This is a genomic window from Alphaproteobacteria bacterium, assembly GCA_016722515.1.
GTDB lineage: Bacteria > Pseudomonadota > Alphaproteobacteria > Rickettsiales > JADKJE01 > JADKJE01.
Window position 1 is genome coordinate 1 of the sequence record JADKJE010000003.1, and the last position, 14,571, is coordinate 14,571.

Consider the following 14,571-nt stretch of genomic DNA (forward strand, 5'->3'; position numbering starts at 1 on the left):
CGGTTACATCGAGGAAGAATTCCCCGCACGGCGGCGCGATTTCAATCGTATCGCCCGACTCCACTTTGTCGTGCAGCATATTGGAAACATAACCCGCTGGCGTATTCGCTTCAGGCGGTAATTCGCGTTTCACACTGATGCGGAATGCGGCTGGCCGGTTTGTCGGACAGGCTGTAATTGCGCATGGTGGTTTGCCCGTCCGGGTTTTTGACCCGCACGGTGATATATTGCCCCGGCTTGAATGCAGGGAGCGGTGCGCCATCGGCGGCAACCAGATAGACCGAGGTGATGTTGCTGCTTTCTTTTTCCTTACGACTGACGCGGAATGATTTGAATCCTTCCCAGCCACCGGGTTTTTTAGCGTTCTCATCATAAATTTGCTTTTCGCGGCCAATTAAAATATCGGCAAGAAAGCCATAGGCAGCAGCCCATGCGTTGATAATGTCATCCGTTGCGGCCTCCCAATACTTCACGAATGGATGTAAGCAGGTTTTCACCCACAATCGGATAATGCTCTGGCTTAATCATGAGCGATGCGTGCTTTTGGGCAATCAGTTCCACCGCGCCACCCAAAACTTCCAAATTATCGATGTTGGCAGCATATGCCGTAATTGCGCCAGCCAAAGCGCGTTGCTGTTTGCCTGCGGTCTGATGCGCCGGGTTAAAGAACGGAGCTACTTCCGGATTATGTGAGAACATCCGTTTATAAAAATGCTTGGTTAGCGTTTCGCCATGCTCTGCCAGCACGGGGGCGGTGGATTTAACAATCGCAATGGTTTTTTCGTCTAACATGGCATCTCCTTTATAATATGTAGATAAAATACATATTATGGTTATGATCACTTCTCGGATATTTACAAGGCGATTATGCAACTCACCCAATTTACTGATTACGGCTTGCGAAGCCTGATGTATCTGGCCGCACAGCCGGATAGATTGTACAGCGTGCGTGAAATAGCCGAGCATTACGGCATCTCCAGAAACCATCTGGTGAAGGTGGTGCATCGCCTTGCCCAACTTGGTTATGTCACCAGCAGCAAAGGTAAAGGCGGCGGCATTCGACTGGCGTGTAAACCTCAAGAACTGCACTTGGGTGATCTTGTTCTGGCACTGGAGCCGAATTTGTATCTGGTGGAATGCTTCAACCTTAAAACTAACACCTGTAGGGTCGTCAGCGCCTGCAAGCTGAAGCATTTTCTGGGAGATGCAAGCAAGGCTTTTATTAACACACTTGACCAGCATACGCTGGATGACGTGGTGATAAGCAAACAAGCGGTTGTGGGCTGTCGGTAAAAAACTTGGAGGACTCATCCGACGAAGATCAGCGGAAAGTGTTTTTTGTATTAATTTTTAAACCCCGCTTTCTTGCTGGGCTTTTTATGTCAGAAGCATCTTCCCACCCGCAATTACCAATACCAGCGCCAGCATAATGCGAATGCCTGGGATGGTAAGGGTACGTGTGCCCAGTTGCGTGCCGATAAGCCCTCCCAGCAGCACTGCGCCTGCCCACACGGGAAGTGCCGAGGGTAAAGCCTGAAGCGAAGACATATTCCCAAGCAATCCTGAAATGGAATTGACGAGAATAAAACTGGCAGCAATGCCCGACACATTGCGCGTGGGTGCCCAGCCCATGAATAACAGTAGTGGGCTGAGGAAAATGCCGCCGCCTGTGCCGCTTAAACCTGCAAGCAACCCAAGACCTGCGCCTGTAGCCAGTGACGCTGCAAGCGGAGGGCGCTGCACCTTCCGATCTTTTTGTTTTGATGTATTAGCAGTACGTAAAAGTTGAAATGCCGAGAGTAGTAATATGATTCCAATCAGAGGTTTATAAAAAGCAGCGGGTACATGAATCATGCCTCCGATAAATGCGGCGGGGATGGAGGCGACAACAAACGGTATCAGCAGCTTAATGTCATTCTGACCTGCGCGTGTGTAGCGATAGGTTGCAAGTGAGGCGACTAGCACATTCAGCGCAAGTGCTGTGGGGCGCATGGTTTCCGGGGCAAGCCCGAACAAGGCCATCGCCGCCAGATAGCCCGATGCTCCTGCATGACCCACGCTGGAATAAAGCGTAGCAGCAATAAAAATCAGGGCGGTAAGAATAAGTTCTTCTGGTGTCATGGTGTTTCTTTCTCGTTTTCGATGAGACTATATTGCGTGACTGCACAGAATAAAAACTGATGCAGGTCAAACGCAAGCCCGCAGAATCGACTAATTTACCGCCATGACACACTATATCATAAGCCTTACGCTGCTTTTTTTATCACATGCGCTACTCTCATGGCCTTGGGTCAGGAAGAAGCTGGTCGGTTTCTTACCCAAACCGCTTTTTTACACGCTGTACTCTGCCATTTCCTTGGCCGCATTGTTTGCGGTGATTCACAGCTATCAAAAATTTGATGATTATATCCCGCTCTATGAGCCTTTTTTTGTCTTAAGGTCTTGGGTCGTTACCTTTATGCCGATTGCCTTTTTCTTTATGGTCTGCCGTGTAAGTTCGCCATATCCCAAAACATCAGTGCCGTATGGTATTTATCGCGTGAGCCGCTTTCCAGGGAGCATCGGGATAGTGCTTTGGGCTTTAATGCATCTGCTGAGCGTTGGGGATAGTAAGCGCGTTCTATTGTTTGTATGTATGATTGTCATCGCCATTTTTGCGATGGTTAAGAATACGCTGCAGATGCAACAATCCTCCCCTGCATTGTTAAAAAATACTTCCATTATTCCATTTATGAAAATGCCAGAAGACACCATATACAGGGCTTTCAGAGAGATTGGCTTCGTGCGAATCGTCGCCAGTGTGACTCTATATGGATGCGCGCTACTGCTTCACAAGCACCTTCTGGGCATTAATCCACTTGATGGCCTCTAGACGCTAAGCAGCATTCTGGATTTCAGCAATGAAGCTATCGATCTCACGGTGCAAGACGCCAGATTGTGCTGTCAAATCCGAAGAAGATTGTTTCATATCTTTTGCAGCGGTTCCCGTTTGCTGTGCAGCTAGAGACATATCGCTTACTGCACTTGATACTAACGCGGTATTTTGTGCGGTTTTCTGAATCGAATGTGATATTTCGCGCGTAGCTGCCGTTTGTTCTTCCATGGCAGCGGCAATGGCGGTGGCAATCTCATCTACCTTTTGCACAACAGCGGCAATTTCTCTGACTGATGCAGTGGTCTGGTGAATGGCTTCCCGCGTTGCATTAATATATTCGGTGATTTCTACCGTTGCTTTCGTCGTCTGATTTGCAAGAGTTTTGACTTCAGAAGCTACTACCGCAAAGCCTTTGCCCGCATCTCCTGCACGGGCAGACTCAATTGTTGCGTTGAGCGCCAGCAGATTAATCTGCCCAGCGATCCCATTAATCATGTCAATAATACCACCAATCTTCTCTGCGCCAGATGTCAGCTTGGCAAGCACAGTATTCGTCTGCGATGCTTTATCCGTTGCCTGACGCGCAATCGTGCTGGATTGATTTATTTGCTGATTAATTTCTCCAATTGAGGCGGAAAGCTCTTCTACCGCTGCTGCGACAGTACTCACGTTTCTGGAAGCATCATCGCTGGCATTAGTAAGGCCTGTTGCCTGTGTTGAGCTTTTCTCAGCAACGGTCGATAACATATCCGACATCGCCTGAAGTTGTCTGGTGGAGGCAGCGAGATCATTTGCTGTTTTCTTCACCGTTTCTTCAAGTCTACTGGCAGCTTTCTGAACAGAACGAATCATATTGCGGCGAATGGCATCCATGCCGCCATTCATAATTTCAGCGCCATTTTTATAGCAGCCATCCATGCCTACCAGCACAATCTTGCGGTAGTATTTTTCTTCTGCTGCATGTTCCAGTGTCGCTAGCGACTCACGCACATAGGCATCGGCCATATCAATGCTGTCATTAATCCGGTTAATCATCGCAGCCAGATCGCCGCGCTCTTTGGGCAGCAGAATTCGTGACTCCATATCGCCCGCCGCGCACCGGCCTGTAATCTCAGCGATTAGACGCGCCATCACCTTCATTCTATGAATGTAGTAGGCTTGTGCCCCCAGAAAAATGACGGCTACGCTTAACAGAAAAGAGGCATAGCTTGGCTTAAACAGCGCGACAATGATGGCGACGGTTGATAAAATGCCTAACCACCCCGTTTTAGAGAGAGAGGATAAATTCATCATAGCTGACTCCTTTCTCAGCAAGGACGGAATTGAGCAGCGCAAGTGAAGCCGCCATACCATCTTTTGCCATGGGGTGTTTTTCTTCTTCCTGTTTCAAGAGCTGATAAATCGGGGTGATTGTTTTAATCGCCTGCGGTTCTGGACAGCGACGGTTTGAGTGGGCACCTACGATATTTTTAGCTGTATCAAACGATGGAGTGATGTGCGCGAACACCCAATAGTGATCGCCATTCCTTGAACGATTCACGACATAGGCGAAAATTTCCTTACCGCTTTTGATGCGCTCCCAGAGTAATTTATACACCAGTTTCGGCATATCAGGATGCCGAATAACATTGTGCGGCTTTCCAAGAATTTCCTGAAGACTATAGTCTGCCAGTTTCAGAAAGACCTCGTTGGCGTAGGTGATAATACCTTTGGTATCCGTCTTGCTGACAATCACTTCATTCTTAGCGAATGTACGCTCAACTCCTGTTAAGCTCTGGCTTCTGGTCATAGATCACCTGCCGCCGCATCCGCCGCAGCACATATGCTCGGCACTATTGGTACTATCTTTGAATAGAAACTCATTTTCTAATCGGATATGTTCCATCAGGTCATCGCGTAATTCACCAACCCCCTCATAAAGCGTGCGCCAGCTGTTACATGCAGCCTCTGGCATTTGAAGCTGATGGGCAAGCATTAGCATTTTCTGAAGTGCCTCCATGTGCTGAATATGCTCGGATTCCATCACGGAAATGGGACCAACAGCCATGGCTTTCTGACCGCGTAGAATCATGGGGAATAGGATGCGCTCTTCCTTCTGCATATGGCTTTCGAGTTCCTGCAGCATATTGGTGAGGTGTGCCGCTAAGCCAGTGGGCACATCCGGATGCTCAGCATGCACGCGCTCGACCTTTTTGGCCAATGCAATCAACTCCGGCAGCTGCTCACGGTGTCGCACATGATAGCGCTCCAGCACATGGGCGATGAGTTCTTTGTCGGTAGCTTGTGTCCAGTCTCTCTGATCTTTCTGAGACTTTGATTGTTGTGATGTTTGTGCGTGCAGCATAACCCTATCTCCATAATGTTACCTCAAGCCTATGGAGTTTGTGGTATTAGGGGATTGATACAGATCAACTACTCTCAGCGAGTATGCGGCCTATGGTTAACAAGGGCTTAACGGGGTGGTTATTAATTTAATTGCAAGATCATTACTTCTTGTTGACCCAGATCAATCTCTGGAATCCGATGACATTCTAGCGTGGTTGTATGAATCGCTATGCTCGCCAAACCATTCTTCCCGAAATGGGACAAGAAGGACAGGAATGCCTTAAATCTGCCTCGGTGCTATGCATTGGTGCGGGTGGGCTTGGCTCGCCTGCTTTGCTTTATCTGGCGGCGGCGGGCATTGGCAGGATCGGGCTGGTGGATGATGACGCGGTGGATATCAGTAACCTGCAACGGCAGGTGTTGTTTAAGGAAACCGATCAGGGCGCGCCTAAGGTAGAGGCTGCGAAGGCTGCACTGGCTGAATTGAATTCTGAGTGCCAGATTGAGGCGTATCACGAGCGATTCAATACAGAAAACGCCGAACATCTGGTGAATAACTATGATGTCATCATCGACGGCACGGATAATTTCAGCAGCAAGTTTCTGATTAACGATGCTTGCGTCAAGTTCGGCAAGCCACTGGTTTATGGTTCAATACTTGGGTTTGTGGCGCAAGTGTCAGTGTTCTGGGCGGGGCATGGACCATGTTACCGTTGTCTGTACCCAAAGCCACCTAGCGGCCATATCCCAAACTGCGCTGAGGCGGGTGTCATCGGCGCTATGGCAGGTATTGCTGGAACCGTGCAGGCGCTTGAAGCCATTAAAATGGCGCTGGGGCTTAAGTGGTGCAAGGAAAAGAATCTGGAGCCGCTGCTGGGCACACTCTGGATACTCGATGCGCGCAGTATGCAAACCAAAACGCTCAAACTGCATAAACACCACCAATGCGCTATTTGTTCGCGTGATCCCAATGATATTGTGCTGGAGCAGGCAGAGGCATCATGCACGGCAAGGTCGGACGTAAAAAATATCAGTGCGGAAGACGCAGCAAAACGGATAGGTGAAGCCGTGTTTATTGATGTGCGTGAGGCGCATGAGCTGACTTCAGGGCGAATTCCAAAGGCACTACATATTCCGCTTGGCACATTGCTTTCCAACGAAGACTCGGTGGGCGATATTGCCTCGGATACACAAGTAATTGTCTATTGCCAGCATGGCATACGCAGCTTCTCAGCAGCTTCTCACCTTGTCACGCTGGGCTTCAGAAACGTTGCCCACATCACCGGCGGAATTGTGCGCTGGAAGGATGAACTCGCATGAGCGAAGTCATTGGCTTTCTGGTTACGCTCTCTGCATTCTGGCATGTACTGGGCTTTGCGTTTGGGCTGATTTACATCCATTTCTCGCTTAAAAGCCTGCTGGGCATTATTCCCTACGATAAGACATGGACGCGGATTATTCGCTACGCCGATGTGCATTTATGGCTTTCCGGCTTTACGCTTATTGGCCTTGGCGTCTGGCAAAAGGGTTTTGATGCATATCTCGCTAACCCCAAGCTCTGGTGTAAGGTCACTGTTGTAGTTATTTGGTTTCTTTCCACACAAGCTATGCGCCGCTACGCGGTGCCGAAGCTCAAATTAGGGAATCCTCGGCCCATGCTGCGGCTTGCAAGCGTCAACATTGCCTGTTGGATTTACGGTGCCATTCTGGGATGCGCCAAACCACTCGCTTATGGCGTATGGTCTTATCCAGAATTCCTGGCATGCTTTGCTGTAGTAGTGATGTTGTGCTTTGTTGCTTTGGAAAAGATGGAGCAGCGCGCGCAGCGTCAGCGTTTACGCCGGACATCCACCTCCAGCACCAGTTCAATCTGAGCACCATTCATCGTGACCGTTTGCTCAATCCCTTCACGTGAGGGCAGTGATGCCAGAAACTGACTAAAATCTTTGCGATCCACCAGCAGCTTCCACGCAGTTTTCTGTACGTCCAATGCCAAGGTTTGTTCTATCTCTGCAAGTGCCACAGAATATTCCACCGTCTGCGCGCCGAGATTGAGCGAAAAAGCAAGCACGCCATCCCGCGTTAATAGTTCTGTTTCGCCTTGCGTGATGCGAAAGCGAAGCTGATTTTCACTAATCCGCAGATTCATGAGATAACCTCCTGCCATTCTTCGGGTGTGTTGGTGTTGGTGAGCGCTTTTTCTATCTGTTCTGGTAGCGGCACGAATGCCGCATTCAGGCTCGCAAGAAATTCTTTTACAGATAACTTCCTTTTCTTTACCAACTCTTGAATGCATTTATCGGCATGCCCTATGACCGTTTCATCGGTCGGAACAATACAGGGAAGCGGATGTCCTTCAATGTGGTGTGGCTTATGCGCAGGACAATCAACGAGCAGCCGAATCAGGTCTGCTGTCAGGTAAGGCATATCTACCGGAACGAAAAGCAGCCGCTTATAATTCATAGACAACCTTAAAATGCAGGAACAGATACCGCTTACTGGCCCACATCCTGAAAGCAGATCAGGAAAACTTGGATAATCTGCAATTTTACCGCTCACATAAATGCGCGAAACGCCAGCGGCTCGAATCGTATCCGCCACCACATCTACCAGCCGTTTTCCTTTGTAGGGTAGTAATGCTTTATCCTGCCCCATGCGCGAGGATTTTCCGCCGACCAGAATGACTGCGGCGATGTCATCCATGATGATGCCCACAAAGCGCATGGCCTTTTACCCACTCACTATCGCCATCCACATAATGCTCCTGCTTCCATACGGGTGCACGGATTTTGAGCTGCTCGATGAGGTAACGACAGGCCTTAAAGGATTCATCGCGGTGGGGTGAGCCGACAGCGATGATGACGCTAATGCCACCAATTTCCAGCTTGCCTTTATAATGCTCGATATAAAACCGCAAGCGTTCGCTGAACTCAGCTTTAGCTTCCGCGCAGATTTCCTGAAACACATTGCAGGCCAGCGGTGCGAATACATCGTAACTCACGGCGTTCACGGCCTTACCCATATTGTGATTACGCACCTTGCCGACAAACATATTTAATGCGCCGTTTTCTGCTGTATCCACAAAATCGGCGGCTTTCTGAATCGAAAGTGTTTCTTCGCTGATGCCAGTATAGATAGATTGCGTCATCTTTAGCCTCCGCACACAGGAGGAAGAATGGCGAGCTGAGTGTCGCGCTCGAATACGGCATCTTCAGGAAGAATCTGCGTTTCATCGGCCAGTGCAGAATCATCAATCAGCGGATGATCATTCAGTGCCGCTTTGAGTGCGCTGCGAGCCTGCACAAGCGTAGCGCCATGTGGCAGGCTCAGCGTGAGCGGTTTGCCATTTTCATGCCCACGAAACGCACCGAAGAGATTGACGGTAAGGGTTATGCTGCCTGACATAATGTTTTATCCTCGCTTCGGCTTGTTATTTTTAATGCGGCGTAAAGCATAACAGGTACGTGCTCTCCCGCTTTGACTTGCGTGGCTCCTTCCTCCAGAACCACCCATGCATTATTCGCGGCCATCGGGCTTATTTTGAATGACTCCTGACCATCGCTGATCTGTACGCGCAAGCTACCCGTTTCATCCAGCCAGACTGAGGCTTTTAAGAATTGGCGGAAGTCACCTTTCTTGGTGAAACTATTTTCCAGTGTGGCCATAAGCGGTGCCGTATTAGGCTGGCCTTGCAATGTACGCACCAACGGCATCACGAAGAAAGTGAAACCAATTGCCGCTGAAATCGGATTTCCTGGCAAGCCAAAATAGAAGCTACCATTTGGTAGTGCTGCAAACAGCACAGGCTTTCCAGGGCGTATATTGACACGGTGGAAATGAATCGTTGCGCCCATATTCTTCAAACTCTCAGGGATAAAATCCCAGACTCCTTTAGAAACCGCGCCGGTGCTGATGATAATTGCAGGCTCTTTGATGGCGACAATTTTGCTTTCGAACAGAGCCGGATCATCGCGCACGATGCCTTCATAGCATACTTCCAACCCTTGCTGCTGCACGGTAGCCATCAGATACGGCGCGTTGGAATTATATATCTGCGCGCCTTGTACCGGCTTGTTATAATCATCCGTGATTTCATTGCCCGTACTTAGGATATGCAGGCGTTGCACATTCGCAATCACCACTTCCGTGATGCCCAAACTAGAAAGAAGCATGATGATTTCGGGCGTAATGGTTTCGCCACGGTGCAATACGAACTGACCCTTCGTCACATCCTCACCCGGATGCCGGACATGATCACCTACGCGGGCAGGCTTGATGAACGTCACCCTATCGCCGCTTATATTCACTAGCTCCACTGGCACAATAGCGTCATAAGGCTCTGGCACAAAAGCGCCTGTCATGATCTGCGCGGCGGTTTCCGCTTGCCCGACAGAGGCAATATCTCCTGCGGCAATCGCCGCCTGAATCTTCAGGCTTACAGGGCTTTGTTCACTGGCGCTTGCAAGCTGGGCCGCGCACACGGCGAATCCATCCATCGCGCTATTGCGAAAGCTCGGCACCTGAATTGGGCTTATCATATCCTCAGCCGCAATTCTCCCAAGCGCCTGCATAAGTGGCACTTGCTGTGCTTTGGCGGCACCCGCTTGGCTAGTGATAATCTTTAATGCCTCTTCGTAGGAAATCATTATTTCTCTCCATTTGTAATGTGGATAAGATGCGGGATTAGTTTCGGCAACAAGGCACTTAATCCCTCAGCGACGGCAGCAGGGTTTCCAGGAAGCGTGATGACCAGCGTAGAGCCTATGATACCGCCAACGGCACGGCTGCTCCATGAAAGTGGCGTGTACTGTGCGCCGTCATGTCTGAGCAGTTCACCAACGCCTGGGATTTCTTTATCGAACAAGGGCAGCAATGCTTCGGGTGTGTAATCACGCGGTGAAACGCCAGTGCCGCCAGTGGTTATGATAAGATGTGGCCTATGGTGACTCACCATTTTCTGCACGGTGGTGGCGATGCCGTCTTTATCATCAGGGATGACCTGATAATCGCAAATACTGCACCCGACATCTTCCAATGCGGCTTTGAGTGTTTCTCCCGAAACATCTTCATATTCACCTTTGGCGGCGCGGTCGCTCAAAGTTAGTACCGCTGCCGTGCGGCCTGCTAGAAGTTTTGTGGCGGGTGGATTCACCAGATCCATCACCCATTCTGGCACACCGGCGGGGTTTAACCAGAGGCCGGATTTCCCACCTTTTTTCGCAAGCAGCTTAATCTCGCGCATGGCTAGATTTGCCTCGATCATCTTGCTTAAATCCCAAATCGTCAGCAGTGCAGCATTCACGCCCGCAAGCACTTCCATCTCGATACCGGTCTTGGCATGCACTGAGGCCACGCAAAACACGCGCACGGCATTTTCTTCGGGCAGGAGTTCGGTTAAAATGCGCACCATATCCAGCCCCATAGGGTGACAGAGCGGAATCATCTCATAGGCTTTTTTCGCCCCCTGAATACCAGCTATTTCCGCCAGCATCAGCACATCACCCTTGGGTAATTTACGGTCACGAATCAGCGCGAAGGTTTCCGCCCCGACGACAATCTCACCACTGGCAACAGCGATGCGGTGCTTAATGGGTTTATTCCCCACGTCTATCATTTGAAAACTTGGCTTCATCTATCCTCCGAGTGTGGCAAGGTGTGGCGTGGAGCCGGTGATCCCTTGTTGTAAATAATGGCTTTCATGTTTGAAATGCAGCGCCGAGGCGATGGCGGCGATGAGTTCTTCGCGCTGGTCGTCGTGCTGTAAGTATGGTCGCAAATCGTATCCGCCTTCACCGAACAAGCAAAGCATCAGCTTACCACGCGAGGTAACGCGCAGGCGGTTACAGCTTTTGCAGAAATCCTTGGAATAAGGCGCGATGATACCGATTTTTCCTGCATAATCAGGGTGGGTAAATTCCTGCGCGGGGCCGCTATCGGGTTTACGGATTTCTGGCACGAACCCATGTTCCAGCAACTGCTGAATAATCACATTCGCGCTGATATGGTGTTGCTTGAAGAAGGCAAGATTCTCACCTGTTTGCATCAGCTCAATAAAGCGCACAGACAATGCCTCACGCTTAATCCACGTTAGGAACTCCGGCAGTGTGTGATCGGTGACTTCCTTGAGCAGTACCGAGTTAATCTTGATGTTGTTGAATCCTGTCGCTTTTGCCGCTTCGATACCTTCCAGCACATGTGTCAGTTTATCCTGCCCGGTGATGGCGTAAAAGCGCTCACTATTCAGACTATCGACGCTCACATTCAGCGCATTGATCCCTGCATCGCGGAAGGCTTTGACATTTTCCTTCAGGTTATAGCCGTTCGTGGTGAGCGCCACCGTGCGAATACCCGAAATATTGCTGACGGCGCGCGCAATCTGGGTCAAATCCCGCCGTACCGTTGGTTCACCACCCGTTAAGCGAATTTTGTGCGTGCCAAGTTCGGCAAAAGCCGTTGCAAGTCGCGTAATCTCAGGGAGCGTGAGGAAATCACGGTCAGTTTTCTGATAGCCATTAGGCAGACAATAGGTGCAGCGGAAGTTACACACTTCCGTCACGGACAGCCTTAAATACGGGAATTTTCTCCCAAATGAATCCTTCAGCACCTTCATATCCTTTCCAAACGCGGGAGGCAGAGGCGTTTCCGTCGCTACCCGGTGAGCTTATGCCCACGGCCTAAAATCCTTAGACTGGCGACATGCCAGCCGTTAGGCGTTTCAGGCTTCGGATAAAGGGATGCTAAAAGGAAAAGGTTTTTCTGCAATTGATGTGGATCAACTACTGAAAGTCTAGTTAACGCACTGGGGGTTTGGGCACGCCGGTGTGTTGTGGCGGCTGCATTGAGCGGCAAGATCACTATCACAGAAATCGCACAGTGCGAAAACATCTGGCAGACTGATTGCACTTCGTTCTATGTCAATACCTTGCTCTTTGAGCGTTTGCAGCGTGCGTGAGAACGTCTCAGGTTTCATGCCGAGGTAGCCCGCAATCAAGGATTTATCATAGGGTAGCTTGAGGTTTTTTGTGCGATCACCACTTTCCAAAAACAGCTTCAGTAAGAACCAACCCACACGCTGCGTCACGGTTTTAAGCGTCAGTTGCTCAAACTGGCTGATCAGCGCCTGAGACCTGCCGGAAACGGTAGAGAGCATATTCACTGCCAACGCATGGTTATTCTTAAGTTTCTCCCGAATCATCGAGGCTGGAATAGAGAGCAGCTTCACATTGTCGACTGCTTGCGCATTCACCGGCAGCGGCGTATCATTAAAAATGACGGTTTCCAGCATATTGTCGCCCGTGCTAAGCACCTGAAGAATAGACTCCTGACCATCGACATTACCCTTAAACAGCTTCACCCAGCCCTCTAAAATAATATAAAAGCGCGAAGCCTGTTCACCCTGCATAAAAATCAGCGCGCCTTTATTGTGATTAGCGATGCGGGCATATTTCAGAATATCATTCAGGCTGACCGCATCAAGTCCCGCAAAGAGCGGAAGCGCTGTGATCGTCTCCATATAAGCGCGCACGCCTGACTCAATCCCGCTTGTATCCGTAGTGCTCTGGCTGGGTACTGGTGGGGCTGCTGCGGGTGCCTTGCCATTTGCTTTTGCTGGCTTTTGTAAAGGTTCATCCGCTTTAGCAAGCTGCTTGATCATCATACGGCTGACTTCGTGCAGCACATCCATTTTTGCAGTAAACAAATTGAACCACTCGGTCGCATTCAGAGTTTCAAGTTGCGGTGAAGTACCGTTTTTGAGTGCTGAGTGAATCTCTTCTACGCGCTTGAAACTTTCATTTTCCTTCTTCAGTTTCTCGATAGCTTCGCGGCCTTTGCTATCAGCGAGCATCATGAACATGCGTTCATAGGCTTGCTGTTCGGAAATGATATACTGCAACCGCTCCCTGAGTTCGGGAGACTCTTTCCAATCCATTGTCAGCAGTTGTGTTCCCAGTGCTCGTTCAAGCCCAACGCGCTCCTTCCACTGCAAAAAATGCATGAGTGCTGCGACTTTGGCAGGTTGATTATCAGCATCAAATACGGCCAGTTCCTGCGTAATATCAATGGCTGGGGCAATAATCTCGCGGCTATAAAAAGAGATCGCCTCAGGTGCTTCAATCATCCGCGCAATGATGTATTTTCTTTTGGCCGCCAGATAATGGGCGGCATGTAGAAATTGCTCTAACTTTGCATTTTGCTGCTTCGGCAAAGAGTTTAGGGGCTTCAGGCGCGTATCAACGATCACAAATTGCGATTCAAGCTCCTCGGAAAACTGCTGTCCATGGCTTCGCAGATACAGAGATACAGAGCCGCGTTCCTTCTGGGCTTCATGGATAAAATCACAAAAATCATATAACACACTGGTCATCAGGCATAGTTCCGCTATTCTTTCAGCGACTATAGCTGTAACGGCAAAAATCTCAATAGAATAAACAGGATAAACGTCTACAATAACGAGAGAGTTTTTTAGGCGGCTGAGTACCACAAATAACCAGGCTTGTGGTGGAAGAATCCATTAGAAAACTTTAAGGAAGTATCCACTTCCCGAACCATTCGAATAGCTTCTAGCGGCTCAAACCGTCCTTGCACTACTCCTTGGAAGGCCTCAATCACCTTTCCCATGTCCAGTGTGTGCGGTGAGAGCCTGATATAATCAAGCCCCCAGCGCATCATTTCGGGAATTTCCTGAGCCAGATTCAAATAGGTGTGTGACATGGTTTGCACACCATTAATGGCAAGGAAGGGCTTCCCATCAGCGGTTTTTAGCTCCATTCCATCAGGATCATTTTCGCATACGAACTGGCAGGTATCCTTGATTTTATTATGTGCTCTGGCGTGATAACAGCGTGCCGATAGTGCCAGTGGCGCACGCCCGAAAACCATAATTTCGCTGCCAACCTCCAGCTTTTTGGCTTCCGTGACCAGCGCTTTCAGTGCTGCGGCATACAATTCGCTGGGAAAAGTGAAGTGCTGTGCGCCGTTTTTTACCAGATGCGCCATAGTGTCTTCGTTATAGGTGTTGACATACTGGCCGATGTAATGGGGCTTTCCTCGCAAATGAAATAAAGCAGCGGCATCGTTTGCTTCCACCGGATAGTCATCCAATGTGCAAACGGATTCCGTCATTTTGCGTTCACGCGGAATCATGATTTCTGAGAGGGTTGAAAACACTACTTTCTTACCGGCTGCACTCAACCGTGAAGCCACTTCGTCGTAATACGGCTCAAAGAACGGGCTACGTTTAGAGCAGATTACTTCTCCCACATACACCGTATCCACATCCCATTCATCGGCTGCCCGAAAATAAAAATCCCGCCAATATTCTGCTTTCCAATTAAACAGTACGGGGCCAAGGGCTAATTTTGTTGACATCG

The 14,571-nt window shown here is 49.6% G+C and carries 19 protein-coding genes and 1 riboswitch; of the genes, 4 read left to right on the forward strand and 15 right to left on the reverse strand.

Annotated elements, in window-relative coordinates:
- Positions 1 to 110: 110 nt before the first annotated feature.
- Complete coding sequence (locus IPP74_08735; protein MBL0319356.1) at positions 111 to 473, reverse strand: hypothetical protein; 363 nt, start codon at positions 471 to 473, stop codon at positions 111 to 113.
- Positions 445 to 792 (reverse strand): nitric oxide dioxygenase, encoded by a 348-nt coding sequence (locus IPP74_08740; GenBank protein MBL0319357.1) that lies wholly within the window; start codon positions 790 to 792, stop codon positions 445 to 447. The genes IPP74_08735 and IPP74_08740 overlap by 29 nt, the downstream gene beginning before the upstream one ends.
- Positions 793 to 867: 75 nt before the next feature.
- Here IPP74_08740 and IPP74_08745 point away from each other — a divergent pair, with 75 nt between their 5' ends.
- Positions 868 to 1,293, forward strand: a complete 426-nt coding sequence (locus tag IPP74_08745) for an Rrf2 family transcriptional regulator (GenBank protein MBL0319358.1) — start codon at positions 868 to 870, stop codon at positions 1,291 to 1,293.
- An 84-nt stretch (positions 1,294 to 1,377) separates the two neighbouring features.
- On the opposite strand, the gene IPP74_08750 is transcribed toward IPP74_08745, so the two are convergent.
- Entirely contained in the window at positions 1,378 to 2,121 is a 744-nt protein-coding gene (locus IPP74_08750) for a sulfite exporter TauE/SafE family protein (GenBank protein ID MBL0319359.1), read from the reverse strand.
- Between the two features lie 103 nt (positions 2,122 to 2,224).
- Between IPP74_08750 and IPP74_08755 the strand changes: the two genes are divergently transcribed.
- Positions 2,225 to 2,872, forward strand: a complete 648-nt coding sequence (locus tag IPP74_08755) for a hypothetical protein (GenBank protein MBL0319360.1) — start codon at positions 2,225 to 2,227, stop codon at positions 2,870 to 2,872.
- A gap of 3 nt (positions 2,873 to 2,875) precedes the next feature.
- Here IPP74_08755 and IPP74_08760 read toward each other — a convergent pair whose 3' ends face one another.
- Genes IPP74_08760 through IPP74_08770 form a run of 3 tightly spaced genes read right to left on the reverse strand, consistent with a single transcriptional unit; the run spans position 2,876 to position 5,219 of the window.
- Positions 2,876 to 4,168 (reverse strand): hypothetical protein, encoded by a 1,293-nt coding sequence (locus IPP74_08760; protein MBL0319361.1) that lies wholly within the window; start codon positions 4,166 to 4,168, stop codon positions 2,876 to 2,878.
- Positions 4,143 to 4,664 carry a PAS domain-containing protein gene (locus IPP74_08765; protein ID MBL0319362.1) on the reverse strand — a complete coding sequence of 174 codons (522 nt, stop codon included), beginning with the start codon at positions 4,662 to 4,664 and terminating at the stop codon, positions 4,143 to 4,145. Before IPP74_08765 ends, IPP74_08760 begins: the two co-directional genes overlap by 26 nt.
- Before the next feature lie 3 nt (positions 4,665 to 4,667).
- Positions 4,668 to 5,219: a hemerythrin domain-containing protein gene (locus IPP74_08770; protein ID MBL0319363.1), complete on the reverse strand. Its 552-nt coding sequence runs from the start codon at positions 5,217 to 5,219 to the stop codon at positions 4,668 to 4,670.
- Positions 5,220 to 5,419: 200 nt separating this feature from the next.
- On the opposite strand from IPP74_08770, the gene IPP74_08775 reads away from it, so the two are divergent.
- The gene (locus tag IPP74_08775) at positions 5,420 to 6,520 is read left to right on the forward strand and encodes a HesA/MoeB/ThiF family protein (protein ID MBL0319364.1); all 1,101 of its coding nucleotides are present in this window, start codon (positions 5,420 to 5,422) and stop codon (positions 6,518 to 6,520) included.
- On the forward strand, positions 6,517 to 7,074 hold the full coding sequence (locus IPP74_08780) for a hypothetical protein (GenBank protein ID MBL0319365.1): 558 nt from the start codon (positions 6,517 to 6,519) through the stop codon (positions 7,072 to 7,074). Before IPP74_08775 ends, IPP74_08780 begins: the two co-directional genes overlap by 4 nt.
- Here the strand turns inward: IPP74_08780 and IPP74_08785 are convergent.
- The 9 genes from IPP74_08785 to IPP74_08825 all read right to left on the reverse strand — a co-directional run bounded on the left by IPP74_08785 (position 7,029) and on the right by IPP74_08825 (position 14,569).
- Complete coding sequence (locus tag IPP74_08785; GenBank protein MBL0319366.1) at positions 7,029 to 7,349, reverse strand: hypothetical protein; 321 nt, start codon at positions 7,347 to 7,349, stop codon at positions 7,029 to 7,031. The genes IPP74_08780 and IPP74_08785 overlap by 46 nt on opposite strands.
- The gene (locus IPP74_08790; GenBank protein ID MBL0319367.1) at positions 7,346 to 7,924 is read right to left on the reverse strand and encodes a molybdenum cofactor guanylyltransferase; all 579 of its coding nucleotides are present in this window, start codon (positions 7,922 to 7,924) and stop codon (positions 7,346 to 7,348) included. Before IPP74_08790 ends, IPP74_08785 begins: the two co-directional genes overlap by 4 nt.
- A complete protein-coding gene (locus IPP74_08795; protein ID MBL0319368.1) occupies positions 7,896 to 8,348 on the reverse strand; it encodes a molybdenum cofactor biosynthesis protein MoaE in 453 nt (150 codons plus the stop codon). The genes IPP74_08790 and IPP74_08795 overlap by 29 nt, the downstream gene beginning before the upstream one ends.
- Before the next feature lie 2 nt (positions 8,349 to 8,350).
- Positions 8,351 to 8,605 carry a hypothetical protein gene (locus IPP74_08800; protein MBL0319369.1) on the reverse strand — a complete coding sequence of 85 codons (255 nt, stop codon included), beginning with the start codon at positions 8,603 to 8,605 and terminating at the stop codon, positions 8,351 to 8,353.
- Entirely contained in the window at positions 8,590 to 9,846 is a 1,257-nt protein-coding gene (locus IPP74_08805) for a molybdopterin molybdotransferase MoeA (protein MBL0319370.1), read from the reverse strand. Before IPP74_08805 ends, IPP74_08800 begins: the two co-directional genes overlap by 16 nt.
- Positions 9,846 to 10,832, reverse strand: a complete 987-nt coding sequence (locus IPP74_08810) for a bifunctional molybdenum cofactor biosynthesis protein MoaC/MoaB (protein MBL0319371.1) — start codon at positions 10,830 to 10,832, stop codon at positions 9,846 to 9,848. Before IPP74_08810 ends, IPP74_08805 begins: the two co-directional genes overlap by 1 nt.
- Positions 10,833 to 11,810 (reverse strand): GTP 3',8-cyclase MoaA, encoded by a 978-nt coding sequence (gene moaA / locus IPP74_08815; protein MBL0319372.1) that lies wholly within the window; start codon positions 11,808 to 11,810, stop codon positions 10,833 to 10,835.
- A riboswitch (molybdenum cofactor riboswitch) is annotated at positions 11,795 to 11,940 on the reverse strand. Its footprint overlaps the gene before it by 16 nt.
- A gap of 47 nt (positions 11,941 to 11,987) precedes the next feature.
- Positions 11,988 to 13,682: a nitrate- and nitrite sensing domain-containing protein gene (locus tag IPP74_08820; protein ID MBL0319373.1), complete on the reverse strand. Its 1,695-nt coding sequence runs from the start codon at positions 13,680 to 13,682 to the stop codon at positions 11,988 to 11,990.
- On the reverse strand, positions 13,664 to 14,569 hold the full coding sequence (locus IPP74_08825; protein MBL0319374.1) for a U32 family peptidase: 906 nt from the start codon (positions 14,567 to 14,569) through the stop codon (positions 13,664 to 13,666). The genes IPP74_08820 and IPP74_08825 overlap by 19 nt, the downstream gene beginning before the upstream one ends.
- Between the last annotated feature and the right edge of the window lie 2 nt (positions 14,570 to 14,571).